At 60.6% G+C, this 25,045-nt stretch carries 20 protein-coding genes and 3 pseudogenes; 8 read left to right on the top strand and 15 right to left on the bottom strand.

Translation table 11 applies throughout. The features are described from left to right. The 4 genes and pseudogenes from groEL to AC0V2S_RS15445 form a co-directional block, all read right to left on the bottom strand. A pseudogene (groEL, locus tag AC0V2S_RS15460) lies at positions 1 to 803 on the bottom strand (chaperonin GroEL); the annotation flags it as partial. A 52-nt stretch (positions 804 to 855) separates the two neighbouring features. Then, entirely contained in the window at positions 856 to 1,149 is a 294-nt protein-coding gene (locus AC0V2S_RS15455) for a co-chaperone GroES (protein ID WP_108098537.1), read from the bottom strand. 252 nt (positions 1,150 to 1,401) lie between these two features. Then, positions 1,402 to 1,857 (bottom strand): FxsA family protein, encoded by a 456-nt coding sequence (locus AC0V2S_RS15450; protein WP_475510497.1) that lies wholly within the window; start codon positions 1,855 to 1,857, stop codon positions 1,402 to 1,404. Positions 1,858 to 1,923: 66 nt separating this feature from the next. Further along, positions 1,924 to 2,655, bottom strand: a complete 732-nt coding sequence (locus tag AC0V2S_RS15445) for a HugZ family pyridoxamine 5'-phosphate oxidase (protein ID WP_475510496.1) — start codon at positions 2,653 to 2,655, stop codon at positions 1,924 to 1,926. A gap of 153 nt (positions 2,656 to 2,808) precedes the next feature. Here AC0V2S_RS15445 and AC0V2S_RS15440 point away from each other — a divergent pair, with 153 nt between their 5' ends. Then, the gene (locus AC0V2S_RS15440) at positions 2,809 to 3,567 is read left to right on the top strand and encodes an SDR family oxidoreductase (protein WP_475510495.1); all 759 of its coding nucleotides are present in this window, start codon (positions 2,809 to 2,811) and stop codon (positions 3,565 to 3,567) included. A gap of 231 nt (positions 3,568 to 3,798) precedes the next feature. Here the strand turns inward: AC0V2S_RS15440 and AC0V2S_RS15435 are convergent, their stop codons facing one another. Further along, positions 3,799 to 4,821, bottom strand: a complete 1,023-nt coding sequence (locus tag AC0V2S_RS15435) for a DUF481 domain-containing protein (protein ID WP_475510494.1) — start codon at positions 4,819 to 4,821, stop codon at positions 3,799 to 3,801. Positions 4,822 to 5,075: 254 nt separating this feature from the next. Here AC0V2S_RS15435 and AC0V2S_RS15430 point away from each other — a divergent pair, with 254 nt between their 5' ends. Together AC0V2S_RS15430 and AC0V2S_RS15425 are read left to right on the top strand one after the other, a co-directional pair. Next, positions 5,076 to 5,456, top strand: a complete 381-nt coding sequence (locus AC0V2S_RS15430) for an MGMT family protein (RefSeq protein WP_475510493.1) — start codon at positions 5,076 to 5,078, stop codon at positions 5,454 to 5,456. An 83-nt stretch (positions 5,457 to 5,539) separates the two neighbouring features. Further along, on the top strand, positions 5,540 to 7,285 hold the full coding sequence (locus tag AC0V2S_RS15425) for an AmpG family muropeptide MFS transporter (protein WP_475510492.1): 1,746 nt from the start codon (positions 5,540 to 5,542) through the stop codon (positions 7,283 to 7,285). A gap of 113 nt (positions 7,286 to 7,398) precedes the next feature. On the opposite strand, the gene AC0V2S_RS15420 is transcribed toward AC0V2S_RS15425, so the two are convergent. Next, positions 7,399 to 8,238 (bottom strand): mechanosensitive ion channel family protein, encoded by an 840-nt coding sequence (locus tag AC0V2S_RS15420; RefSeq protein ID WP_475510491.1) that lies wholly within the window; start codon positions 8,236 to 8,238, stop codon positions 7,399 to 7,401. Between the two features lie 248 nt (positions 8,239 to 8,486). Next, positions 8,487 to 8,966 (bottom strand): YajQ family cyclic di-GMP-binding protein, encoded by a 480-nt coding sequence (locus AC0V2S_RS15415; RefSeq protein ID WP_271195354.1) that lies wholly within the window; start codon positions 8,964 to 8,966, stop codon positions 8,487 to 8,489. A gap of 137 nt (positions 8,967 to 9,103) precedes the next feature. Between AC0V2S_RS15415 and AC0V2S_RS15410 the strand changes: the two are divergent. The 4 genes and pseudogenes from AC0V2S_RS15410 to AC0V2S_RS15395 form a co-directional block, all read left to right on the top strand. Further along, positions 9,104 to 10,081: pseudogene (locus AC0V2S_RS15410) on the top strand (response regulator); the annotation flags it as partial. Next, complete coding sequence (locus AC0V2S_RS15405; RefSeq protein WP_475510490.1) at positions 10,082 to 10,993, top strand: putative 2-dehydropantoate 2-reductase; 912 nt, start codon at positions 10,082 to 10,084, stop codon at positions 10,991 to 10,993. A gap of 210 nt (positions 10,994 to 11,203) precedes the next feature. Beyond that, positions 11,204 to 13,237 carry a sensor histidine kinase gene (locus AC0V2S_RS15400; RefSeq protein WP_475510489.1) on the top strand — a complete coding sequence of 678 codons (2,034 nt, stop codon included), beginning with the start codon at positions 11,204 to 11,206 and terminating at the stop codon, positions 13,235 to 13,237. Positions 13,238 to 13,239: 2 nt separating this feature from the next. After that, positions 13,240 to 13,818 (top strand): cob(I)yrinic acid a,c-diamide adenosyltransferase, encoded by a 579-nt coding sequence (locus AC0V2S_RS15395; protein WP_475510488.1) that lies wholly within the window; start codon positions 13,240 to 13,242, stop codon positions 13,816 to 13,818. A gap of 105 nt (positions 13,819 to 13,923) precedes the next feature. Here AC0V2S_RS15395 and AC0V2S_RS15390 read toward each other — a convergent pair whose 3' ends face one another. The 4 genes and pseudogenes from AC0V2S_RS15390 to secA form a co-directional block, all read right to left on the bottom strand. After that, complete coding sequence (locus tag AC0V2S_RS15390; protein ID WP_475510487.1) at positions 13,924 to 14,868, bottom strand: Nudix family hydrolase; 945 nt, start codon at positions 14,866 to 14,868, stop codon at positions 13,924 to 13,926. Then, positions 14,865 to 15,496 (bottom strand): annotated as a pseudogene (locus AC0V2S_RS15385) (glutathione S-transferase family protein). Before AC0V2S_RS15385 ends, AC0V2S_RS15390 begins: the two are co-directional and overlap by 4 nt. 145 nt (positions 15,497 to 15,641) lie before the next feature. Then, entirely contained in the window at positions 15,642 to 16,859 is a 1,218-nt protein-coding gene (argJ, locus tag AC0V2S_RS15380) for a bifunctional glutamate N-acetyltransferase/amino-acid acetyltransferase ArgJ (RefSeq protein WP_475510486.1), read from the bottom strand. A 127-nt stretch (positions 16,860 to 16,986) separates the two neighbouring features. Continuing rightward, positions 16,987 to 19,722, bottom strand: a complete 2,736-nt coding sequence (gene secA, locus AC0V2S_RS15375; protein WP_475510485.1) for a preprotein translocase subunit SecA — start codon at positions 19,720 to 19,722, stop codon at positions 16,987 to 16,989. Positions 19,723 to 20,081: 359 nt separating this feature from the next. Between secA and AC0V2S_RS15370 the strand changes: the two genes are divergently transcribed. Continuing rightward, on the top strand, positions 20,082 to 20,531 hold the full coding sequence (locus tag AC0V2S_RS15370) for a DUF721 domain-containing protein (RefSeq protein ID WP_475510484.1): 450 nt from the start codon (positions 20,082 to 20,084) through the stop codon (positions 20,529 to 20,531). 103 nt (positions 20,532 to 20,634) lie between these two features. On the opposite strand, the gene lpxC is transcribed toward AC0V2S_RS15370, so the two are convergent. The 4 genes from lpxC to AC0V2S_RS15350 all read right to left on the bottom strand — a co-directional run bounded on the left by lpxC (position 20,635) and on the right by AC0V2S_RS15350 (position 25,044). After that, the gene (gene lpxC / locus AC0V2S_RS15365) at positions 20,635 to 21,546 is read right to left on the bottom strand and encodes a UDP-3-O-acyl-N-acetylglucosamine deacetylase (RefSeq protein ID WP_271195363.1); all 912 of its coding nucleotides are present in this window, start codon (positions 21,544 to 21,546) and stop codon (positions 20,635 to 20,637) included. A gap of 111 nt (positions 21,547 to 21,657) precedes the next feature. Continuing rightward, on the bottom strand, positions 21,658 to 22,842 hold the full coding sequence (gene ftsZ, locus AC0V2S_RS15360; RefSeq protein ID WP_475510483.1) for a cell division protein FtsZ: 1,185 nt from the start codon (positions 22,840 to 22,842) through the stop codon (positions 21,658 to 21,660). Between the two features lie 56 nt (positions 22,843 to 22,898). Further along, positions 22,899 to 24,146: a cell division protein FtsA gene (ftsA, locus tag AC0V2S_RS15355; RefSeq protein ID WP_475510482.1), complete on the bottom strand. Its 1,248-nt coding sequence runs from the start codon at positions 24,144 to 24,146 to the stop codon at positions 22,899 to 22,901. 19 nt (positions 24,147 to 24,165) lie between these two features. Next, complete coding sequence (locus tag AC0V2S_RS15350) at positions 24,166 to 25,044, bottom strand: cell division protein FtsQ/DivIB (RefSeq protein WP_475510481.1); 879 nt, start codon at positions 25,042 to 25,044, stop codon at positions 24,166 to 24,168. Between the last annotated feature and the right edge of the window lies 1 nt (position 25,045).

Genomic DNA, 25,045 nt, shown 5'->3' with positions numbered 1-25,045 from the left:
TGCGCATGTTGTTCACAACCAGGGTAGCCAGGGCTTCGCCTTCAACGTCTTCAGCCACGATCAGCAGCGGACGGCCAGCTTTGGCAACAGCTTCCAGCACCGGCAACATTTCGCGGATGTTGGAGATCTTTTTGTCGACCACAGGATCAGCGGCTGTCCAGCTCGGCGACCATGGTGTCTGGCTTGTTGATGAAGTACGGGGACAGGTAGCCACGGTCGAACTGCATGCCTTCTACAACCGACAGTTCGTTTTCCAGGCCCGAGCCTTCTTCAACGGTGATTACGCCTTCTTTGCCGACCTTTTCCATTGCCTGGGCAATGATGTCGCCGATGGAGCTATCGGAGTTGGCGGAGATGGTGCCGACCTGAGCGATAGCTTTGGTGTCAGCGCATGGCTTGGACTGAGCTTTGAGCTGAGCAACGATGGCGATGGTCGCCTTGTCGATGCCGCGCTTGAGGTCCATCGGGTTCATGCCGGCAGCGACGGCTTTCAGGCCTTCGTTGACGATCGACTGAGCCAGAACGGTAGCAGTGGTGGTGCCGTCACCGGCGTCATCGTTGGCACGGGAGGCAACGTCTTTAACCAGCTGCGCGCCCATGTTTTCGAAACGGTCTTTCAACTCGATTTCTTTGGCAACGGAAACGCCGTCTTTGGTGATGGTCGGAGCGCCGTAGCTCTTCTCGATGATCACGTTACGGCCTTTCGGGCCGAGGGTCGCTTTTACAGCGTCAGCCAGGACGTTTACGCCAGCCAGCATTTTTTTACGGGCGGAGTCGCCGAATTTAACTTCTTTTGCAGCCATGATCGTTATTCCTCAAATTCGTTTCGGTAGCGCGGAATTCGTTGAGCGGAAATCAGCCTTCAACAACGGCCAGGATTTCGTTCTCGCTCATGACCAGCAGGTCTTCGCCATCAACCTTGATGGTGTTGCTACCCGAGTACGGGCCGAACACCACTTTGTCGCCGACTTTAACGGCCAGTGGACGCACTTCGCCGTTGTCCAGCACGCGGCCGGCGCCTACAGCGAGGATTTCGCCACGGTTCGGCTTTTCAGCGGCCGAGCCTGGCAGAACGATGCCACCAGCGGTTTTGGTTTCTTCTTCACTGCGACGGATGACGACGCGGTCATGCAGAGGACGAAGCTTCATTGTCGATCTCTCCCAAGTAAGGTGTTTAAAGCCGCCGGCTTATCTGCCGACTGGTTGATTGCTATCCGGCGTGGCCGGTCGCGCGCCGCAGGGCGGCAACGCGGAAGACTGACTGTGGCAAACCACAGAGACCTTGCGGTGACCACTACATAGGGGCTGGGAATTGGATTACAAGGGCGGGGGCTGAAAATTTTTTACTGCACCAAGGACGCCGATGAACGCTCAAGCAGAGCGCTCATCAGCCCTGTGGGCTTATTGCGGGTCGCGGTGTTCGAACTCGCCTTCGATCACATTCGGCCGCGTTTGCCCGGAGCGGGCGGCCAGGTCGTCGGCAAAGGCGCGCTGGCGCAAGGCCTGCTCGGCGGCACGATTACGCAGCTTGCCTACGATTAACCGACGGGTGAACGGCAGCAGGCACAGCAGGCCGAAGATGTCGCTGATAAAGCCGGGCAGCAGCAACAGGCCACCACCGACGGCAATCAACAGCCCCTCTATTACTTCCTGCTCCGGCAACTCGCCGCGCGCCAGGCGCTCGCGGGCGCGAAACGCCGTCGCCACACCGGCCACCCGCAGCAACACGGCGCCGAGCACGCCACTGCCGATGATGAGCAGCAGAGTCGGCAGCACGCCGATGACACTGCCCACTTTGATCAACACCGCCAGTTCAATGATCGGGAACAACAGAAACAAAAACAGAAAAGCACGCATCTATCGGTTTCCTCGGTGCGGAATGCACGTCCATTGAATTCTAGGTGGCGTTGAAACTTCGTGAATTCAAGCAGGCACTTCCCCAGTGGCCGGCCAAGTTTGCGCCCGCGCCAGCGCTACCAAGGCCTGGCGCACTTCCAGCGCTGTGTTACAGGATGTTGGAAACGCCAGCCAATGCAAGCCAACGCCGATACGCAGGTGGAAACCTTCGCTATCGATACCGGCCAATTGCGCCGGCGCGTGGGTCGGCAAGCCGGCCAGCTCGACGTAATGGGCAATGGCATTGGCGTGGTCGCTGTTCATATGTTCGACCATGCTCAGCTCGGTTTCGCCGAAAAACGGGTTGGCCAGGCAGACCTGGTCGACCCAGTGAATGGCACCAAACCCGCCGATATAGCGCGAGCGCACCGGCTCCAACACCCAGAAATCAAAGTCGTGTGCCTGGTGATAGCCCTCAGACTCGGGGAAGAAGCGGTAGTAGCGCTCGGCCGAGGCCGCGATTGCCGCCTCGTCGGTGATCTTGCGTGCCTGCGCCAGCACCGTCAGGCGACCAACGGCCTGCACGTCTTCAGCACCGCGCTCGCCCACCAGCAGCGAGCATTTGGGCTCCACTTGCAGGTTGTGGGTGTGCTGGGCAATGCGGCTGATCAGAATCAACGGGTTGCCGTTGGCGTCCAGGCAGTACGGCACCACGGAGCCAAACGGGTAGCCGGGCATGGACTTGGACAATGTGGAGAGCGCCCCACGGTATTCCTTGAGTAGCAATTCTCGGGCATGCTTGCCGACTTTCACGCTCACCTTATGACTCCTTGTTGAGAATTCGTCTCGAAGACGGACAGGTGCCCAGCTTAACGGTTGCGCGCGCCAACGGGGTAACAACGTATCCGGTGGGGCGAGCTGTGCTTTCCGACGCAGCCCTTACGCCCGGCCAACCTTTTTGGGGAAGTGGTTATGGAACTGAAAGACAAAGTCATCGTTATCACCGGCGGCGGCCAAGGCCTCGGCCGTGCCATGGGCGAATACCTGGCGGCACGCGGCGCCAAGCTGGCGCTGGTGGATCTCAACCAGGAACGTCTGGATGAAACTGTAGCCGCCTGCAAAGCTGCCGGTGGCGACGCCCGCGCGTATCTGTGCAACGTGGCCAACGAAGAGCAAGTGACTCACACCGTAGCCCAGATCGCCGATGACTTCGGCGCCATCAACGGCCTGGTCAACAACGCCGGCATTCTGCGCGACGGCCTGACCATCAAGGTCAAGGACGGCGAGCTGACGAAGATGAGCCTGGCCCAGTGGCAGTCGGTCATCGACGTGAACCTTACCGGCGTATTCCTGTGCACCCGTGAAGTGGCGGCGAAAATGATCGAGCTGAAAAACCAGGGCGCGATCATCAACATCTCCTCCATCTCCCGCGCCGGCAATATCGGCCAGGCCAACTACTCCGCCGCCAAGGCCGGTGTAGCGGCAGACACCGTGGTGTGGGCCAAAGAGCTGGCGCGTTACGGCATTCGCGTGGCTGGCGTTGCTCCTGGCTTTATCGAGACCGAAATGGTCGCGAGCATGAAGCCAGAAGCCCTGGAAAAAATGACCTCGGGCATTCCGCTGCGTCGTTTGGGCCAGCCGAAAGAGATCGCTCACTCGGTGGCTTACATCCTGGAAAACGACTACTACACCGGTCGGATTCTGGAGCTGGACGGCGGCCTGCGCTTGTAACTAATCGATCGGCTGCGCGTCGGCGGGGCCGCGTTAAAAAAGGGTTTTGAATGCTCATGGGCTACAGCCCACTGCGCTTCAAAACCCTTTTTTGCCTTGCCCCGCTCTAGCTCGCTCGATCTCGATGGGAGAGTTGCAGAGATCGAAAGGTCAAAAGCAAAAGACTCACCCACCTGAACACTCGATCAATTGTGGGAGAGGCTTCAGCCTCGATTCCTGCAAACGAGGTATTCACCAGCCGACGCCGAAGCCGACGCTATACCGGGTTTCGTTGATCTCGCCTTCTTTGGCACCACTCACAATATTCTTCTCGGCCTTCATATTAAGAGAAGCCCAATCGGTGACCTTGTAGCGCAGGCCCGCTTCGGCCTCGACTTCGTACTCGCTGTCGCTATCAATGGGCTTGCCGAGTTCGCCGTTACTGAACAGCTCGAAGGTTTTGCCGACGAGGTAGCGGTTGTAGTCCCACTTGAAGCCCACTGAGTAGAAGTTGTCGCTGCCGCCATCTTTGTATTCGTAGTCGTTCTGGTTGATCAACGTCGCCAGGGAGAATGCGCCCAGCTCGTCGTCCCAGAATTGGTAACCCGGGCCGGTACCGATGGTGCGCTGGCTGGACACATCTTCGATATGGTCGCGCTTGTAGCTCAGGCGGCCTTGCCAGAACCAGTGTTCGTCGAGGAAACGGTCCAGCGCGTATTCGGCGTTCCAGTTGTTGGTGGTGGTCACGTCGTCTTGCGACTCGCGGTTGTAGCCACCTTCAGCGTTGTGCCGCCAGGCGCCGTGGCGAGCGGTGGTTTTGAAGTCGACGTCGTAATCGTCGGTGTCGGTTTCGGCACGTTTGTAGTCCAGGCCGACGTCTACGTTGCCCTTCCACACCAGGTCTTCGAGTATCGGTTTGGGCTTGATGATCTGTTCAATACTGGCCAGCTCGACGGTTTTCGGCGCCTCGCCATTGATCAGCGTGACCTTGCCGTCTTCAGCCGCTTGCAGCGACTTGGCGCGCTCGCCGGTGAATTCATCCTGCTTGACCATCAACTCGCGGTCGCTTTCCAGGGTTTTTACCTGCTTCCAATCCACCGGGATGGTGCCGCCGTAGCTGGTCTCGACGACTAGCTTGCCGCCGTCAAACACCTTGATGGTGCCGGTCAGCCGGTCGCCGTTTTTCAACCAGACGGTGTCGGCCATTGCAGGAGTGGCTGCCAGCGTGAGGGCAGCGCAGGAAAGGGCGTGGGAGAGCTTGTTGGATAGCCGCATGGGGAGATGTACCGCTCCGTAAAGTGAAGGGCGGGCATTATCCAAGATAAAAACCCGCAGACCTAAAAACACTGGAAGGAGTGACCGGCGGTAACTCCTCAAGTTCAACGCAATTACCCAGCAAGGCTTGGGCCAGAGAACGCCGCTGGGCTTTAGCGAACAGTTACCGGGGCCTGGAGACGAGTCGACGGTTGATCGAAAACTTCGCTCGGTTAAGCTGCCTTCTGCCTGCTTGAGCCTCGCCTGGGAAAAACATGCCAGCCAAACACGTCAGTTCGAAGACTACCGCCTCAGCCTCTGTGTCCCATGAAGACGCCGACGCCCGCCGCACGGCGCTGTACGTGACGTTGGCGCAGGTGCCCAGTGGCTGCGTGGTCAGTTACGGGCAACTGGCTGAGTTGGCCGGCTTGGGCCACGCCGCCCGTTGGGTAGGCCGCACCTTGAGCCAGCTCCCCGACGGTAGCACTCTGCCCTGGCATCGCGTGGTCGCTGCCGGGGGGCGCCTGAGTCTGGCCGCCGGTACGGTGTCGGGTGAAGAACAGCGCGCACGGCTACGCGCCGAAGGGGTGCGAATGGTTAACCAGCGAGTGGATATCAAGCGCCATGGCTGGCGCCCAATGGAGCACAGCGGTTAGAGTGCGCGCTGTTTTTTGCGATCCAGTCGACACGTGCGACTGGGCCTCTCACGTCTTTGTAATTCCAGGCAGATAACCGCCCAATGGCCCGTAAAACCTGGCGTGCCGCGCTCGCCGCCTATGCTTCACCGGCAAGTCTGGCCCTGCTGCTTCTTGGCTTCGCCGCTGGCCTGCCCTACATGCTGGTGTTCTCCACGTTGTCGGTGTGGCTGCGTGAGGCCGGCGTGTCGCGCGAAACCATCGGTTTTGCCAGCCTGATCGGTCTGGCGTACGCGTTTAAATGGATCTGGTCGCCCCTGCTCGACCAATGGCGCCTTCCGCTGCTGGGCCGCCTCGGCCGACGCCGCTCCTGGCTGGTGTTGGCGCAGATCGTGATTGCCATCGGCCTGATCGGCATGGCCCTGTGTGACCCCCGTGAGCACCTGACCTGGCTGATCGCGATTGCCGTTCTGGTCGCTTTTGCCTCCGCCACCCAAGACATCGCCGTCGACGCCTACCGGCTGGAAATCGCCGACGACACCCGTCAGGCCGCCCTCGCCGCCAGCTATATGCTTGGCTACCGCGTGGCCGCCCTGCTCGCAACCGCCGGCGCCCTGTACTTCGCCGAATGGTTTGGCTCCACCAGCGGCGCTTACGAGTTCGGCGCGTGGGCCAGCACCTACCTGTTGTTCGCGGTGATGATGCTGCCGGGCCTGCTCACCTCGTTGTGGATGCGCGAGCCCCACGTCGATATGCCGGTGCAAACCACCACTTCGCGCTTCAAGCTCAAGGACCAGCTCTATTCGGTGCTGATTCTGCTGGTGATGCTGATCTCGCTACCGGCCATGATCACCGGCCTGCTCGACCGCGCCTGGCCACGGGCGGCGCTCTACGCCATCTTCCTCGGCGCTTGCTTGATGCCCGCCGGCCGCCGGCTAATTGCGCCGGTACGCGACTTGTTGAGCCAGCAGCGCAAGCAACTGATCGTCGCTGCACGCGGCAAAGTGATCCCCAACTTCGACTTCGTGCACCAGGCGGTGTCGATGATTGTGTTGATCATCATCCTGGTCACCGCAGCAGCAGCGGCCAAAGCCTTCAGCACTGGTGCCTGGCCGCGCGGCACCATGTATGTGCTCATTGCGCTGGCGTGCTTATCGGCACCTGGGCGTTTGTTGATGGCGCCGGTAGTCACCCCCATCAGCGAATTCGTACAACGCTACCGCTGGCAAGCACTGCTGCTGTTGGGCCTGATTGCGACCTATCGCATGTCGGATACGGTGATGGGCGTGATGGCCAACGTGTTCTACATCGACCAGGGCTTTACCAAGGAACAGATCGCGAGCGTCAGCAAACTGTTCGGGCTGGTAATGACCTTGCTCGGCGCCGGCGCTGGCGGGTTGTTGATCGTGCGCTTCGGCATCATGCCGATTCTGCTGATCGGTGGCGTGCTATCGGCGGCCACCAATTTGCTGTTCATGTTGCTCAGCGACATGGGCGCCAACCTGGACATGCTGATCCTGACCATTTCCGCCGATAACTTCAGCGCAGGCCTGGCCACGTCAGCCTTTGTCGCGTACCTGTCGAGCCTGACCAACCTGAAGTTCTCGGCCACTCAATACGCCCTGCTCAGCTCAATCATGCTGTTGCTGCCGCGCCTGATTGGCGGTTATTCGGGGGTGATGGTGGAGAACGTCGGCTACCACAAGTTCTTCCTGATCACCGCGCTGCTGGGTATTCCGACGCTGATCCTGATTTGCTGGCAATGGCAAAGGATGGCGAGTCAGAAGGCTGTACCGGCGGAAGATGTGCCAGTGGCCGCTGAAGAAAAAGTGCGGACTGAACAGGTCTGAGCACAAAAAGCCGGCATTCGCCGGCTTTTTTACAGCTTCGCCAGCAAGCTGGCTCCTACGACCCCACGTGCCAAGCCTGTAAGAGCGAGCTTGCTCGCGAAGCCTTCGAAGCATCACGCCGGCTGTTCTTGCACCATGCGAATTACCCGCTGCGGGAAGGGAATTGCGATGCCAGCATTCTGCAACCGATCACGAATCTCTTCGTTGAATCTGAACGTCAGGCTCCAGTAGTCCGCAGTCTTCACCCACACCCGCAAACTCATCTTGATCGAGCTATCGCCCAACGAGGCAACTACCACCGCCGGCGCCGGGTCTTTCAATACGCGCTCGTCCTCGGCCATGTCCATCAGCACTTGCTTGGCCGCTTGCAGGTCGGCGTCGTAGTTGATGCCGATATCGAACACGACCTGGCGCGTGGCCTGGCGGTTGTAGTTGGTGATGATGCCGTTGGACAAACCGCCGTTGGGCATGATCACGGTCTTGTTGTCCCCGGTACGCAGCACGGTATGGAAGATCTGAATGTTATCCACCGTGCCGGTCACGCCTTGCGCTTCAATCACGTCGCCAATGCGGAACGGGCGAAACAACAGAATCAGCACACCGCCAGCAAAGTTGGCCAGGCTGCCCTGCAGGGCCAGGCCGATGGCCAAACCTGCCGCACCGATGGCGGCGATAAAGGAAGTGGTTTCAACGCCGATCATTGAAGCGGCGCTAATCACCAGCAGCACTTTCAGAATGATATTGGCCAGCGTGCCGATAAACCCTTGCAGGGCGGGGTCGCCCAGGCGTTTGCCGATAAGGGCACTGAGGTTGTTGGTGAGCCGGTTGATCAGCCACCAGCCAATCGCCAACACCACCAAGGCCAGCAGCACACGGCCGCTGTAGGCCATGATGACCGGTAACCACGCCTGTGAGGCGTCCACCAGGTGGTCCACTTGTGCATTGAAATCCATAACCCACTCCCCCGCTGCCTGACCGCCCGTACGCCGGTCATGAAAAACAGCTGTGATGTAGGTTGCGACGTCTCGTAGATGGGATGGTTCCCATCAGTTACCCGTCTACGCCCGCGTAAACACGGTTTTTTAAAACGTAGCGAGCGAAGGATAGGCAAGGCGGAAACAGGTGAAAAAAGCGGAGTTGGCTGTAGCCAATGAGCATTTTTTAACCTGTTTCCAACGCCGCCTAGCCGAGCGCAGTAGTTTTAATCGCGGAAATTGTTGAACTGGAGAGGCATGCCGAACTCTTTAGCACGCAGGGCGGCGATGGCTTCTTGCAGGTCATCACGCTTCTTGCCGGTAACCCGTACCTGCTCGCCCTGGATGGCGGCCTGGACCTTGAGTTTGGCGTCTTTGATATGGGCCACGATTTTCTTGGCCAGCTCTTTATCAATACCTTCGCGCAGAACTGCTTCCTGCTTCACACTCTTGCCCGATGGATAAGCATCTTTCAGCTCAAGACACTGCACATCGATCTTGCGCTTGACTAGGCTGAGTCTGAGAATCTCCACCATCTGCTCAAGCTGGAACTCGGCGTCAGCGGTGATGTTGATGGTCAGTTCCTTGAATTCGAAAGTGCCTTTGCCACGCAGGTCATAGCGACGTTCCAGCTCTTTAACGGCGTTGTCGACAGCATTGGTCACTTCGTGTTTGTCCAGTTCGGACACCACGTCGAACGAGGGCATGGGAATTCTCCAGATAGACGGCGCGATTAGTCCTACAGACAGTGCACGCCAAAGCTTGACGGTTAAAATGCCGGATCATTATATATCTGCCGATACACACACCGCCCAGCCAACTGCCGGCGCCTTAATTATTTCTCTCGAGTCTGCCAATGCCCAACCCCCATCTCAGCATCCTGGTGGTGGACGACGCCAAGTTCTCCAGTGCCATGATCGGCCGTGCCTTGAGCCAAGCCGGTTACCTCGACGTGCGCTTCGCCAGCAGCGCGCTGGAGGCCTTGACGCTGTTGGAACAACGCCCCGCCAGCGTACTGCTGGCCGATTGGCTGATGCCGGAAATCGACGGCCTTGAGCTGACCGGCCGGGTACGCCAGTTGGACGAAATGGCCGACCACTACACCTACGTGATGCTGCTCACCGGCAAGGAAGGCGAAAACGTGCTGAGCGAGGCGTTCGACCGTGGCGTCGATGACTTTGTCAGCAAGTCGGCCATGAGCGAGCAGTTGGTACCGCGCGTGTACGCCGCCGACCGCCTGTGCAACACCTTGCAGCGCCTGCTGCAAGAAAACCGCATGCTCACCCAGAACATTTCCAGCCTGGAACAGCGCAACCTGGTCGACTCCCTGACCGGCCTCGGCAACCCGCGCTACCTGCATCAGATGCTGCTCGACAGCATCCGCCAGGTGGAATCGCGCGGCGGCGCCGTGTGCTACCTGCTGATCGGCCTGCAAGACGCGCCGAACCTGCGCCAGCAATACGGCGAGGCCTTCTACAACGAGTTGCTGCACGGCGTGGCCCGTCGCCTGCAGCAACTGGTGCGTCCATTGGATGTATTGGCACGTCTGGACGACCACCACTTCGGCCTGCTGACCTTGCTTGAAGACTTGCAAGAGTGCTCGCCGAGCAGCTTCAAACGGCTGCACGAAGGGTTGAACCTCAAGGCCTTCAAGACCAGCGAAGGCTTTATCACCCTCAAGGCCGGCATCAGCCTGGTGGGCATGGACGCCAAGGCGCTGCCTATCCAGCCGCAAGAGCTGATCGATCAGGCCGCCACCCTGCTGCCCGAGGCCTATGGCAGTGGGCGCGTCGCTGCGGTGCGCCTGCCGCTGTACAAGTAAATGCACTGGCATGTGCTGGGCGCCGGCAGCCTGGGCACCCTGTGGGCCGCTCGCCTGGCCCGCGCCGGCGTACCGATTACCCTGCTGCTGCGTAACCGCCAGCGCCTGGCCAGCTACCGCCAGGGTGGCGGCCTGACGCTGGTGGAACAGGGCCAGGCCAGCCTGTATCCGGTGCCAGCGCAAAGCGTCGACGACACCAGTCCTATCCGCCTGCTATTGCTCGCCTGCAAGGCCTACGACGCCGAAGCCGCTGCCGCCAGCGTCGCGCACCGGCTTACCGCCGATGCGAGCGTCGTACTGCTACAAAATGGCCTCGGCAGCCAGGACGCGGTCGCCGCGCGCCTGCCACGGGCCCGCTGCATACCGGCCTCCAGCACCGAAGGCGCCTTTCGCGATGGCGACTTCCGCGTGGTATTTGCCGGCCATGGCCATACCTGGCTGGGCGACCCGCAAAACCCGACACCGCCCGAGTGGCTGGACGACCTGCAAAACGCCGGCATTTCCCACGAATGGACGCCCGATATCCTTAGCCGTTTGTGGCGAAAGCTGGCGCTCAATTGCGCAATCAACCCGCTCACCGTGTTGCACGACTGCCGTAATGGCGGCCTGCAGGAGCACCCGGCAGAAGTGGCCACCCTGTGCACGGAATTGAGCGAGCTGCTAAGCGTTTGCGGGCAACCGGCCGCAGCGGAAAACCTGGCGGAGGAAGTGCAGCGGGTGATCAAGGCGACCGCTGCCAACTACTCGTCCATGCATCAGGATGTCGCCCAGCAGCGCCGTACGGAAATCAGTTACCTGATTGGCCACGCGTGCGCGGTGGCGCACCGACATAACTGTGCGGTGCCGCATTTGCAGGTGTTGTTGGAGCGTTTGCAGGGGGAATTAACCGCCAAAGGCCTGCCTAGCTCATAGCGCCAACGCCGCTCGCCGATAGATTCTGGATTCCCGCCTTCGCGGGAATGACGGTGATAGTTGGAAACGTCTGCGTCGTCCCCTCGAAGGCGGGGACCCAGAATGCTGCGGCATGCGCGGTGATGCGTACGGCGGTCTCTACAAAGCGTTGAGCTACCTTGCAGTGGGCGTTACCCTGCCAACCTCTCTAAAAAAGGTTCTGCCTCGCCTATGTCCCTGCGCACGCGCCTGGAAAACCTGTCGGTCGGCCGCAAGTTGTTGGCGGCATTGCTGGCGTTGCTGACCACCGTGCTGCTGGTCGCCAACCTCGCCTTTATCAGCGCCGCGTACTGGATCTCCCAGGAAAACATGGCGCCCCAGGCCCTGCAGACCGTCGGCCGCCTGCTCTCCACGCCGGCCCTGAGCAACGAAGCCCTTAGTTCGCGCGCCACCGCCGAAGACCTGCTGCAGCGGCTGGACAGTTACAGCCCGCTGCGTGCCGCTGCCCTGTACGGCAGCGATGGCCGGCGCCTGGCGCAACTGGAACATGGCGAAAAACTGCATTTGCCACGGCGTATCGAGCAGCTTTCTACCTGGCGCTACGGCGAATTCCGCACCAACCAGCTGTTTGAACTGCCGCAGGAAGGCAAGCCGCCAGGCCATCTGTTGCTGGTGGCCTCCAGTGAACTGCCCGGCGCCTTTTACACCGGCACCCTCACCGCCAGCCTGGTGATTCTGGCTTGCAGCGTGCTGCTCTGGTCGCTGGTGGCGCGACAGATTCGTCGCCTGGTCACTCGGCCGATTCGCCGCCTGGAAGAGCTGTCGCGTCAGGTCACGCGGGAAGAGAACTACGCCCTGCGCGCCGAACGCGGTAACCAGGACGAAATCGGCAGCCTGGCTGAAGCGGTGAACACCATGCTGTCGCGCATCGAGGCCCGTGAGCAGCAGCTCAAGCGCGCCCGCGACGACGCGCAGATGTCGTTCGACCAAGCCCAGCACCTGGCCGAGGAAACCCGCCACTCCAACCGCAAGCTGGAGCTGGAAGTGCAGGTGCGCAGCAAGATCGAGAAAAAGCTCACCGGCTTTCAGAACTACCTGAACAGCATCATCGACTCCATGCCCTCGGCGCTGATCGCCCTCGATGAGCAGCTGTATGTCAGCCAGTGGAACCAGGAGGCCAGCGCCCTTTCCGGCACGCGCCTGGACGAAGCGCTGAACCAACCGGTGTTTCTCGCGTTTCCGCCGCTCAAACCTTATCTGCCGCAACTTAAGCGCACCGCCGAGCGGCATACGGTGGAGAAGATCGAACGCGTGACCTGGACCCGTGGCGACACCAAGTTCCACTACGCACTGACCTTCTACCCCTTGATGGGCGGCGCCGGCCGGGGCGTGGTGATCCGTATCGACGACATCACCCAGCGTCTGTCGCTGGAAGAAATGATGGTGCAGTCGGAAAAAATGCTCTCGGTAGGCGGATTGGCGGCCGGCATGGCCCACGAAATCAACAACCCGCTCGGCGCGATTCTGCATAACGTGCAGAACATTCGTCGGCGCCTGTCCACCGAACTACCGCGCAACCAGGAGATTGCCGACGCCGTCGGCGTGTCGCTGGAAACCGTCAATCAGTACCTGCAAGGCCGTGAAGTGCCGCAGTTGCTCGACGGCATTGCCCAGGCCGGCTCGCGGGCGGCGAAAATCGTCACCCACATGCTCAGCTTCAGCCGCATGAGTAACCGTCAGTTGGCGCCGTGTCAGCTGCCCGCCCTGCTCGACCAGGCGGTGGAAATTGCCGGCAATGACTTCGACCTCACCGAAGGCTTCGACTTCAAAGGGCTGAATATCGAGCGCGACTTCGACCCGCAGGTGGGCCTGGTGCCGGGCATCGCCAACGAACTGGAACAGGTGCTGCTCAACCTGCTGAAAAACGCCGCCCAAGCCATCCACCAGCGCGAGGCCAAACCGGGCTCTCTGCTGGAACCGGGGCGTATTGTGCTGCGCACGCGGCTGGCGGAGCCGTGGGCCGAAATTCAGGTGGAAGACAACGGCATCGGCATGCCCGAGCTGGTGCGCAAGCGAATTTTCGAACCGTTCTTCACCACCAAGGAAGTCGGCCAGGGCACCGGCCTCGGCTTGTCGGTTTCCTACTTCATCATCACCAATAACCACAAAGGGCAGATGGAAGTGCAGTCCGCGCTGGGCCAGGGCACCTGCTTTACCCTGCGCTTGCCGCTGGCAACACCTCCCGATACCCCCGAAGAGAGCTGACCATGGGTTTTCGCCTGTCGAAGATTTACACCCGCACCGGAGACGCCGGCGAAACCGGCCTGGCCGATGGCCGTCGCGTGCCTAAAGACCACCCGCGCGTAGAGGCAATGGGCGAGCTGGATAGTCTGAACAGCCAATTGGGTTTGCTGCTGGCTGGCCTCGCGGAAAATGAAGTGATGTGGCCGGGACTAAGTGAAGTGATCGACGTGTTGACGCCCTGCCAGCACCGCCTGTTCGACCTCGGTGGCGAGCTGGCGATGCCGCAGTATCAGGCGTTGAATCAGGCCGAGGTGGAGCGCCTGGAGGCGGCCATCGATCTGTGGAATGAGGAGCTGGGGCCGCTGGAGAATTTTATTCTGCCGGGCGGTTCATTGCTGGTGGCGCAGGCGCATGTGTGCCGGGCGCAGGCGCGTGGTGCGGAGCGGCGCTGTCAGCAGTTGAATGCCGTCGAGCCGTTGGGCGGAGTGGGGTTGGCGTATGTGAATCGGTTGTCGGATTTGCTGTTTGTGGCTGCGCGTTTGATTGGGCGGCGGATGCAGATCAATGAGGTGTTGTGGCAGGCGGCGCCGAAGCCGGAGTGACCGCTGCCCTCACCCCAACCCTCTCCCGCGAGCGGGAGAGGGAGCTGGAATGCGTTTGGCTGGTCTCCCCTCGCCCGCCTGCGGGAGAGGGGCCGGGGGTGAGGGCTACGGTTTAGGCCAGAACGCCCGAATCCCCGCCACACCCTGCGCCCCAACCTGCCACGCCTTTTCGGTATCCCCTGCCCCAACTCCACCGAGCAGGAACACCGGCTGATTGAACCCGCCGATCATTTCCTGCGCCGCGTCCCAACCCAATGGCTGAGCGTCGGGGTGAGTCTGGGTCGCCTGCACCGGCGACAAGGTTACAAAATCCACCCCCATTTGCGCCGCCAACGCTAGCTCCTCGGCGTTATGGCAGGACGCTGCCAACCAACGATGTGCCGGGAACGGACGACCACCGCTGACCAACTTGCGCAGCTGAGTGGAAGTCAGGTGCCAACCCGCCGCAGGGAAGTCGCCCAGCCATTCCAACGGGCCTTTGAGCATCAGTTGCGCACGGCCGGCGCACAGGCCGACCGCGTCGACGGCTAGGTCGCGGTACTGCGGGTCGTACATATTCGGTGCGCGTAGCTGCACCAGACGAATGCCGCTTTCCAGCGCGGCCTTGAGGCCCAGAAGCAACTCCTTGGGCTCGAGGTTTTCCGGGGTAATCAGGTAGTGCTCGGGCAACCGCGCGGCGGCCACGATCGGCCGGTTCGCCGCCGGAAATTCGTAGTCGCTCAGCTCACGGTTGCTGACCCACGCGAGCGGCTGACCTTCAGCTCCGTGCGGCTCGCCGGTAAAGGCACTGACTTCCCAGACATCCAGCAACACGTGTTTGTCCGGGTAATCGTGGCGCACCTGAATCAGTGGCCGCGCGGCCGTCACCTGAACGCCCAGTTCCTCGGCCAGCTCGCGGCCCAGGGCGGCGCGTACCGACTCGCCCTCCTCGACCTTGCCGCCGGGAAACTCCCACAAGCCACCCTGGTGTTTATCGTCCGGCCGACGGGCCAGCAGAATACGGCCATCGGCCCCTCGGATAACGGCTGCCGCCACATGCACTCGTTTCACGCGGTGTGTTCCTCTCGTGCTGCCTGCTGCCAGCGTTGAAACGCCGGCCACTGGTAGATGGTTTCAACATAGGCTGCGGCGTCGGCCGACAGCGCCGCCCGGTAGCCGCGAAAACGCACGGCGACCGGGGCAAAAAAGCGTCGGCCACACTCACATGGCCAAACAGGTAAGGGCCGTCCTGGCCGAACTCGCTGCGGCAGCGCGCCCAGATGGCGCTGATGCGCTCGATATCGGCCAGTACGTCCCCTGGCACCTCGGGCAGAGCCTCGTCGCGCGACAGGTCCATTGGCATCGCCGTACGCAGCGGCACGAAGCCGCTGTGCATCTCGGCGCATACGCTACGGGCGATGGCACGGGCATAGGCGCCACGCGGCCACAGGTGCGCCTCTGGGAAGGTTTCGGCGAGGTATTCGCTGATGGCCAGGGAATCCCATATCGAGCCCTCTGCGGTTTTCAGCAGCGGCACTTTGCCGGTGGGCGAATGTTCCAGGATTAGCGCGCGGGTATCGGGCTGGTTCAGGCGAATCAGGTGTTCCTTGTAGGGCGCACCCGAAAGCTCCAGCGCCAGGGCTGCGCGCAGGGACCAGGAAGAGTAAGTCTTGTCGCCGATTACCAGAGAGAGCGCCATGTGCGTCGTCCTTTGTTGAGCCCGATGGATGAACTGCGACAATAGGCAGCGCGTGGGCTCAGGGCAAATTCCGATTGCTCATGCCCCCATAAGCTGGGGGAATGGCCGGGGGAATAGCCGCCGCATACGCGGCGGTGAGTACGACTTAAGAGCGGTATTCGGCGTTTATACGCACGTACTCGTGCGACAGGTCGGTGGTCCAGATCGTTTCGCTGCAGGTGCCGCGACCCAACTCGATACGGATGCTGATCTCTTCCTTGGCCATCACCGCAGCGCCCTGCTCTTCGGTGTAGGTGGTTGCACGGCAGCCGCGGCTGGCGATGCACACGTCGCCGAGGAACACGTCGATCTTGCTCACGTCCAACTGCGCCACGCCGGCACGGCCCACAGCGGCCAGAATGCGGCCCCAGTTCGGGTCGGAGGCGAACAGCGCGGTCTTGATCAGCGGCGAGTGGGCAACGGCGTAGGCAACGTCCAGGCATTCCTGATGAGTCGCGCCGCCATTGGCCTGCACGGTCACGAATTTGGTCGCGCCTTCGCCGTCACGCACGATGGCTTGCGCCAGTTCCATGGACACATCCAGCACGGCCTGTTTCAGCTCGGCGAACAAGGCGCCGCTGGCCTGGGTGATTTCCGGCAGTTCGGCCTGGCCGGTAGCAATCAGCATGCAGCAGTCGTTGGTGGAGGTGTCGCCGTCGATGGTGATGCGGTTGAACGACTTGTTCGCCGCGTCGCGCAGCAGGTCCTGCAGCAGGCCCTGGGAGACTTTGGCGTCGGTGGCGATATAACCCAGCATGGTGGCCATGTTCGGCTTGATCATGCCGGCGCCCTTGCTGATGCCGGTGACGGTGACGGTCACGCCATCGTGGGTGAACTGGCGGCTGGCGCCTTTGGGCTGGGTGTCGGTGGTCATGATGCCGGCAGCGGCAGCGGCCCAGTTATCCACAGACAAGTCGGCCAGCGCGGCGGCCAACGCGCCTTCGATTTTCTCGACTGGCAACGGCTCGCCAATCACGCCAGTGGAAAACGGCAGTACGGCAGTTTCCGGTACACCGGTCAGTTCGGCGAGCTTGGCGCAGGTGCGCGCTGCGGCCTGCAGGCCAGGCTCGCCGGTACCGGCGTTGGCGTTGCCGGTGTTGGTCAGCAGGTAGCGCACTTCGCCCACCACGTTCTTCTTGGCCAGAATTACCGGCGCCGCGCAGAACGCGTTCAAGGTGAACACCCCAGCCACGCTCGAGCCTTCGGCACAGCGCATCACGACCACGTCTTTGCGCCCTTCGCGCTTGATGCCGGCAGAGGAAATACCGAGTTCAAAACCAGCGACAGGGTGCAGCGTAGGCAGAGGACCGAGACCAACAGGCATGGGGTGAGCTCCTTGGCACAAACCGAGTAGTAACCGCGCCCGTTCGGCGCAGCATGAATTCAAGCAAAAACGCCGCGAACGGCAATTCGTTCACGGCGTTTTATCACACAGCTTTTACATTGCAGGCTTAAGAAATCTGGCCGTGGCAATGTTTGTATTTTTTACCCGAGCCGCAGTAGCAGAGTTCGTTGCGACCGATCTTCTGGTCGTTACGTACGGGTGCGAATGTGGCGACTGCCACTTCACCTTCCGGCTCCAGCTCAGGCTCGTCCAGCGCCGAGGCTTCGGCGTGTTCAAACTGCATGCGCGAGGCCAGAGCTTCGGCTTCCTGACGCAGACGCGCCTCTTCCTCGATCGGGTCTTCGCGACGCACTTGAACGTGGGACAGCACGCGGATGGTGTCGCGTTTGATCGAATCCAGCAGTTCCTGGAACAGGGTGAAAGACTCGCGCTTGTACTCCTGCTTCGGGTTCTTCTGCGCGTAACCACGCAGGTGAATACCGTGGCGCAGGTGGTCCATGGTCGACAGGTGGTCTTTCCACAGGTCGTCCAGTACACGCAGCAGAATCTGCTTCTCGAAGGTACGCAGCGCTTCGGCGCTGGCGGCGTCTTCTTTCTCGTTGTAAGCGAGCAGCAAGGCTTCGAGGATCTTGGCGCGCAGCGGCTCTTCGTAGAGTTGCGCGTCGTCGTCGAGCCACTGCTGGATCGGCAACTTGATGCTGAAGTCGCTGAACAGCGCATTTTCCAGACCGGCAACGTCCCACTGCTCAGGCAACGACTGCGGCGGAATGTGCGTGTTGACGGTGCTATCGAGCACTTCCAGACGGAAGTCGGCGATGGTGTCGCCCACATCGCTCGCAGCCAGCAAGCTGTTGCGCATGTGGTAGATCACTTTACGTTGTTCGTTGGCAACGTCGTCGAACTCGAGCAGTTGCTTACGCATGTCGAAGTTGCGGCCTTCCACTTTACGCTGGGCCTTTTCGATGGCGTTGCTGACCATGCGGTGTTCGATGGCTTCGCCCGACTGCATGCCCAGCGCTTTCATGAAATTCTTCACCCGGTCAGAGGCGAAGATGCGCATCAGGTTGTCTTCCAGCGACAGGTAGAAACGGCTGGAACCCGGGTCACCCTGACGGCCGGAACGACCACGCAGCTGATTGTCGATACGGCGAGATTCATGACGCTCGGAAGCGATTACATGCAAGCCGCCGGACTCGATCACCAGTTGGTGACGCTTGTGCCAGTCGGCCTTGATTTGCGCGATCTGCTCTTCGGTGGCGTTTTCCAGGGCAGCCACTTCGACCTCCCAGTTACCGCCCAATAGAATGTCGGTACCGCGACCAGCCATGTTGGTGGCGATGGTCAGCGCGCCTGGACGACCGGCCTGAGCAATGATTTCGGCTTCTTTTTCGTGGAACTTGGCGTTGAGTACTTTGTGCTCGATGCCTTCGTTTTCCAGCAGCTTGGATACGTATTCCGAGCTGTCGATAGAAGCAGTACCGACCAGGATCGGGCGGCCAACGGCCTGGCTTTCCTTGATGTCGGCAACGATGGCGGCGTACTTCTCTTCCTGGGTCAGGTACACCAGGTCGTTGAAGTCTTTACGTGCCAGCGGCTTGTTCGGCGGAATCACCACAACCGGCAGGCCGTAGATCTGGTGGAATTCGAACGCTTCGGTGTCGGCGGTACCGGTCATGCCGGACAGCTTGTTGTACAGACGGAAGTAGTTCTGGAAGGTGGTGGAGGCCAGGGTCTGGCTCTCGGCCTGGATGTTCAGGCCTTCCTTCGCTTCGATGGCCTGGTGCAGGCCTTCGGACAGACGACGACCCGGCATGGTACGGCCGGTGTGTTCGTCGACCAGCAATACCTGGTCGTTCTGCACGATGTATTCGACGTTGCGGTGGAAAAGTTTGTGCGCGCGCAGGCCGGCATACACGTGGGTCAGCAGGCCCAGGTTATGCGCCGAGTACAGGCTCTCGCCTTCGGCCAGCAGGCCCGCGTGAGTAAGCATGTCTTCGATGAACTGGTGACCGGCTTCGTTGAGCTCGACCTGACGGGTCTTTTCATCAACGGTGAAGTGGCCTTCCTGAGTAACCACGCCTTCCACTTCCTCGACGTGTTGCTTGAGGCGTGGAATCAGCAGGTTGATTTGCATGTACAGCTTGGAGCTGTCTTCGGCCTGGCCGGAGATGATCAGCGGGGTACGGGCTTCGTCGATGAGGATGGAGTCCACTTCGTCGATTACCGCGAAGTTCAGCTCGCGCTGGAATTTCTCTTCAACGCTGAACGCCATGTTGTCGCGCAGGTAGTCAAAGCCGAATTCGTTGTTGGTGCCGTAGGTGATATCGGACGCATAAGCGGCGCGCTTTTCTTCCGGCGGCTGGAACGGGCTGACGATGCCTACGGACAGACCGAGGAATTCATACAGCGGGCGCATCCAGTTGGCGTCGCGACGGGCCAGGTAGTCGTTCACGGTAACCACGTGCACGCCTTTGCCGGACAGGGCGTTGAGGTACACGGCCAGGGTACCCACCAGGGTTTTACCTTCACCGGTACGCATCTCGGCAATCTTGCCTTCGTGCAGGGTGGCGCCGCCGATGAGCTGAACGTCGAAGTGACGCATGCCCATGACGCGCTTACCCGCTTCCCGGGCAACCGCGAAGGCTTCAGGCAACAGTTGGTCGAGGGTTTCGCCTTTGGCCAGACGGGCCTTGAACTCTTCGGTCTTGGCGCGCAGTTGTTCGTCGGACAGAGCGAGCATCTGCTCTTCGAACGAATTGGCGGCTTGCACCACCTTCTGCATGCGCTTTACTTCGCGCTCGTTCTTGCTTCCAAAGAGTTTCTTTAACAAAGGCGCAAACATATCGGCAGGATCTTCCACACATATGGATGGAGGGCGGCCCCGTGAGTCGCCCGCGCAGCCTTCATGGCTGCTTGCGAAGCGGGCATTCTACCCGGAATCGTTATTGAGGAAAGTAGCGTTATTGCATGGTGCCAGCAGTCGATGACTCCACTGCGGTTGGTTCGGTTACGGACTACAAAATTGACTGCTCAGTCTGCTTGTTGTCGACGTAAAACCTGACCTGTTACAACTTGCAAACATTTCCAAGCCTTGTATATGGGGGCATTTTTTCTCAATCAAGCCCCTCCTCCCTAGCCGCCGCAGCAGGCGCTCGCGCGCATCTGCTACCATGCCCGCCTCTCCCCTGAAGACCACCCACCATGGCTTTCCGCCCCCTTCCCGCTAAAGGTCACGCCGCGCTGTTGCGCGATGCCAAACCTTTGCAAGCGCTGATCAACCAGGCCCATCGCTTGGACCATCTGCAGCGCCTGGTGGAAAGCCAACTGCAACCGGCGGCACGCGAGCATTGCCACGTAGCTTCGTGGCGTGAAGGCTGCCTGTTGCTGATTGTCACCGACGGCCACTGGGCCACGCGACTGCGCTATCAACAGCGGCGACTGGAGCGGCAACTGCAAATGCTCGAACCCTTCAACAATCTCAGCCGCATTCTGTTCAAGGTTCAGCCGCGGGTGGGCGTCGCCAAGCTGCGCGGGCACACCATGCAGTTGTCGACCGAAACGGCCGAAGGGATTCAGGAAGTGGCAGAAGGCATCAGCGACCCAGGCTTACGCGCAGCGCTTGAGCGGTTGGCGCGGCACGGGAAAGGCTGATCCACGCTCATCATCTCGTTGCTTTTACACCCGGCAAAAAAACCCATAAAAAAAGCCACCCTAGGGTGGCTTTAAAAACATCAACAGCTAAGGAGGGTATTGCTCAACCAGCCGCAACTGGTCGCATGTACGAAATCGGCGCGCTCTTCACGTCGTCGAATGTCACCACTTCCCAAGCGTCACGTTGCTCAATCAAGGTGCGCAACAGACGGTTGTTCAGCGCATGCCCCGACTTGAAGCCGCGGAACTCGCCAATCAGGCTGTTACCCAGCAGGTAGAGGTCACCGATTGCATCGAGAATCTTGTGTTTGACGAACTCGTCCTCGTACCGCAGGCCGTCTTCGTTCAATACGCGAAACTCGTCAACCACAATGGCGTTTTCTACGCTGCCGCCGAGTGCCAGGTTCTGCGAACGCAGGAACTCGATGTCACTCATAAAACCGAAGGTGCGTGCACGGCTCACTTCTTTTACGAAGGAGGTGCTGGAGAAGTCCACGCTCGCACTCTGGGTGCGATTGCGGAAAACCGGGTGATCGAAATCGATCTCGAAACTCACCTTGAAACCATCGAAAGGAACGAAGGTGGCGCGCTTGTCGCCCTCTACTACCGTTACTTCGCGGGTAATGCGGATGAATTTCTTAGCCGCTTCCTGCTCCTGCAAACCAGCGGATTGAATCAGGAATACGAAGGGGCCAGCGCTACCGTCCATGATCGGCACTTCGGACGCGGAGAGCTCGACGTAGGCGTTATCGATGCCCAGGCCAGCCATGGCCGAAAGCAGGTGCTCCACGGTGTCCACTTTCACATCACCATTGACCAGTGTGGTCGACATGGTGGTTTCACCGACATTCTCGGCCCGCGCGCGAATTTCCACGACGGGGTCCAAGTCGGTACGACGAAACACGATACCGGTATCAACCGGTGCCGGCTTGAGGGTCAGGTAAACCTTTTCCCCGGAATGCAGGCCGACGCCGGTGGCGCGGATGATGTTCTTCAGGGTGCGTTGTCTGATCATGGATTGGCCGCTATAACACTAGTTGCGAATTGTTTTCAACAATGGCCGGGGATAATACCAGACCCGGCCTTTGCTGAACACCAATCACCCCAATACTCCTGATACATTTCTTTAATCAGCCTGACGACGCAGGAACGCCGGAATATCCAGATAATCCAGATCGTCCTGTGCGTTCAGCTTGGCTGCAGCAGCCGCGCCGGCGTGAGCCTGGTTGCGCATGACGGTCGGACGATCCAGATCACGGTAGTTCACCGCAGGCTGTTCGTGGCGTGGGGCAGCGGCCGACGGCAGCGCCGCAGCTTGCACGGTATTGTCGATAACCTTGACCGGCTTCTCGATTTTCGCGCCCAGGCCAGTGGCCACAACGGTCACGTGCAGTTCGTCGCGCATGTCCGGGTCGATTACGGTGCCGACCTTGACGGTCGCGTGCTCGGAAGCGAACTGCTCGATGATGTTACCGACGTCCGAGTACTCACCCAGAGACAGGTCAGGACCGGCGGTAATGTTCACCAGAATGCCGCGTGCGCCTTGCAGGTTCACGTCTTCCAGCAGCGGGTTACGGATGGCCGCTTCGGTGGCTTCACGTGCACGGTTCGGACCGCTGGCGCAGCCAGTGCCCATCATCGCCATGCCCATTTCGCTCATCACGGTTTTCACGTCGGCGAAGTCGACGTTGATCATGCCCGGACGCTTGATGATGTCGGAGATACCGCGCACGGCACCGGCCAATACATCGTCCGCTTTGGCGAAAGCCGACAGCAGGCTTGCGTCTTTGCCGAGGATGGTCAGCAGTTTTTCGTTCGGGATGGTGATCAGCGAGTCAACGCTGAGCGACAGCGCGCGGATGCCTTCTTCGGCGATCAGCATGCGCTTGCGGCCTTCGAACGGGAAAGGACGGGTTACCACCGCAACGGTGAGAATGCCCATTTCCTTGGCCACTTCAGCAATGATCGGTGCCGCACCGGTACCGGTACCGCCACCCATGCCAGTGGTAATAAAGACCATGTCGGTGCCTTGCAGCACTTCGGCGATACGCTCGCGGTCTTCCATGGCAGCCTGACGGCCGACTTCAGGGTTGGCACCAGCGCCCAGCCCCTTGGTGACACCGGTGCCCAGTTGCAGCACGGTACGCGCGCCGACATTTTTCAATGCCTGAGCGTCGGTGTTGGCGCAGATGAACTCAACGCCTTCAATGTTGTTTTTGGCCATATGGTTAACAGCGTTACCGCCGCCGCCACCCACACCGATGACCTTGATAACTGCGCTTTGCGGGATATTGTCTACGAGCTCGAACATGGTCCCCTCTCCTTTGCTTTTCTAGTTGTAACGCCTACAGCACACGCGGTTTAACATCAAAAATTGCCCTGGACCCAGCGTTTCAGCCGCTCCAGTACAGGTGTCTTTGGTTCGTCGTTGTAGCTGCTGCCACCCGACAGCGAGATGCCGTCGTTCTGCTTTTGCAGCCCGTACATGAGCAAGCCCACGCCGGTCGAATAAATCGGGTTGTGCACCACATCGGCCAGGCCCTTGATGCCATGCGGCATGCCCAGGCGGACCGGCATGTGGAAAATTTCTTCGGCCAGCTCCACCGCGCCTTCCATCTTGGAAGTGCCGCCGGTGAGCACGATGCCGGCCGGGATCAGGTCTTCGTAGCCGCTGCGACGCAGCTCGGCCTGCACCAGGGTGAACAGTTCGTCGTAACGCGGCTCGACCACTTCGGCCAGCGACTGACGCGACAGGTCGCGCGGCGGACGATCACCCACGCTCGGCACCTTGATGGTTTCGCCGGCGCCGGCCAGTTTGGCCAGGGCGCAGGCGTAACGGATTTTGATTTCTTCGGCGTACTGGGTCGGGGTACGCAGCGCCATGGCGATGTCGTTGGTGACCTGGTCGCCGGCAATCGGAATCACCGCCGTGTGGCGAATTGCGCCTTCGGTGAAGATGGCGATATCTGTGGTGCCGCCGCCGATGTCCACCAGGCACACGCCCAGCTCTTTCTCGTCGTCGGTCAGCACGGCGTAGGCCGAGGCCAACTGCTCAAGAATGATGTCGTCCACTTCCAGGCCGCAGCGGCGTACGCATTTTTCGATGTTCTGCGCCGCGTTCACCGCGCAGGTCACCACGTGCACCTTGGCTTCCAGACGCACGCCCGACATACCCAGCGGCTCACGTACGCCCTCCTGGTTATCGATCACGTAGTCTTGCGGCAGGGTGTGCAGCACGCGCTGGTCAGCGGGAATGGCCACGGCCTGGGCGGCATCGAGTACGCGCTCCAGGTCGGCCTGGCTCACTTCACGGTCGCGAATGGCGACGATGCCGTGGGAGTTCAGGCTGCGGATATGGTTGCCGGCCACGCCGACGAAGGCCGAGTGAATACGGCAGCCAGCCATCATCTGCGCTTCCTCGATGGCGCGCTGAATCGACTGCACGGTGGACTCGATATTCACCACCACGCCCTTCTTCAGGCCGCGCGACGGATGAGTACCGATACCAACGATTTCCAGCTGGCCGTCAGATGTGACTTCGCCTACCAGCGCCACCACTTTGGAGGTACCGATATCGAGGCCGACGATCATCTTGCCGCTCTGCACGTTTGCCATGTTGCTGCCTTCTCCTAATTCACTTCTGCGCGACGGTTTTGTCAGTCGCCGGCGCAATCGGTTCACGCCACGCAACGGCAAGGCCGTTGGAGTAGCGCAGGTCGATGCGCGAAATATTGGTGATCTGGTCTTTCAAACTCTTGTCGTAGATGGTCACGAACCGGCGCATTTTCTCGACCAGATGGTCGCGACCCAACAACAACTCAATACTTTGTCCGGTGTTATTCACCCCGGTAGTGAGGAACCAGCTGCCGCGTTCACGCAGCTCCAGACGCGCCACTGAAAAGCCCAGCGGGCGCAGCATCTGGCTCAGCATCTGGTAGCGCTGCATCACGTCTTCCTGGGCGCGTTGCGGGCCAACCAGTTGCGGCAAGTTCTCGTAGTTGGCCAACTCACGCGGGGTGAAGGCCTGACCTTGGTTGTTCAGCAGCGCTTCGTCACCCCAACGGGCGACTGGCAGTTGTTCTTCCAGCGAAATGGTCACGGTGTCCGGCCATACGCGGCGGACTTCGGCGTGAGCAATCCACGGCATTTTTTCCAGCTCGGCACGCATGCCAGCCAGGTCGACGGTGAAGAAGCTCGACGCCACGAACGGCGCGATCCGCTGCTGCACTGCTTGCTGGCTGATGTAGCTGAGCTCGCCCTGCACGCTGATCTTGGCAATCGGTCGGTCGGCATACGGCAGCAGCCGCTGGGCCGCTTCGTAGGTACCAAATCCGAGCACCAGCAGCAGTACCGGCCAGAGCACGCGCTTGATCGCCGAAAAACTCGGCTTGGGCACGCGCACCGACAACGGTTCTTTGGCCACCATCCGGCTGGCACCCCGCTGCGCCGGCTTGCGAGGCAAAGCGCCACGGCCGGGAACAGGTTGCTGATGACGGAGGGTTGCGCCGTGCATG

This window comes from Pseudomonas sp. CC11G (assembly GCF_056174845.1).
The sequence above is the reverse complement of the archived record's forward strand: the minus strand, read 5'-3'. Positions and strand labels throughout refer to the sequence as shown.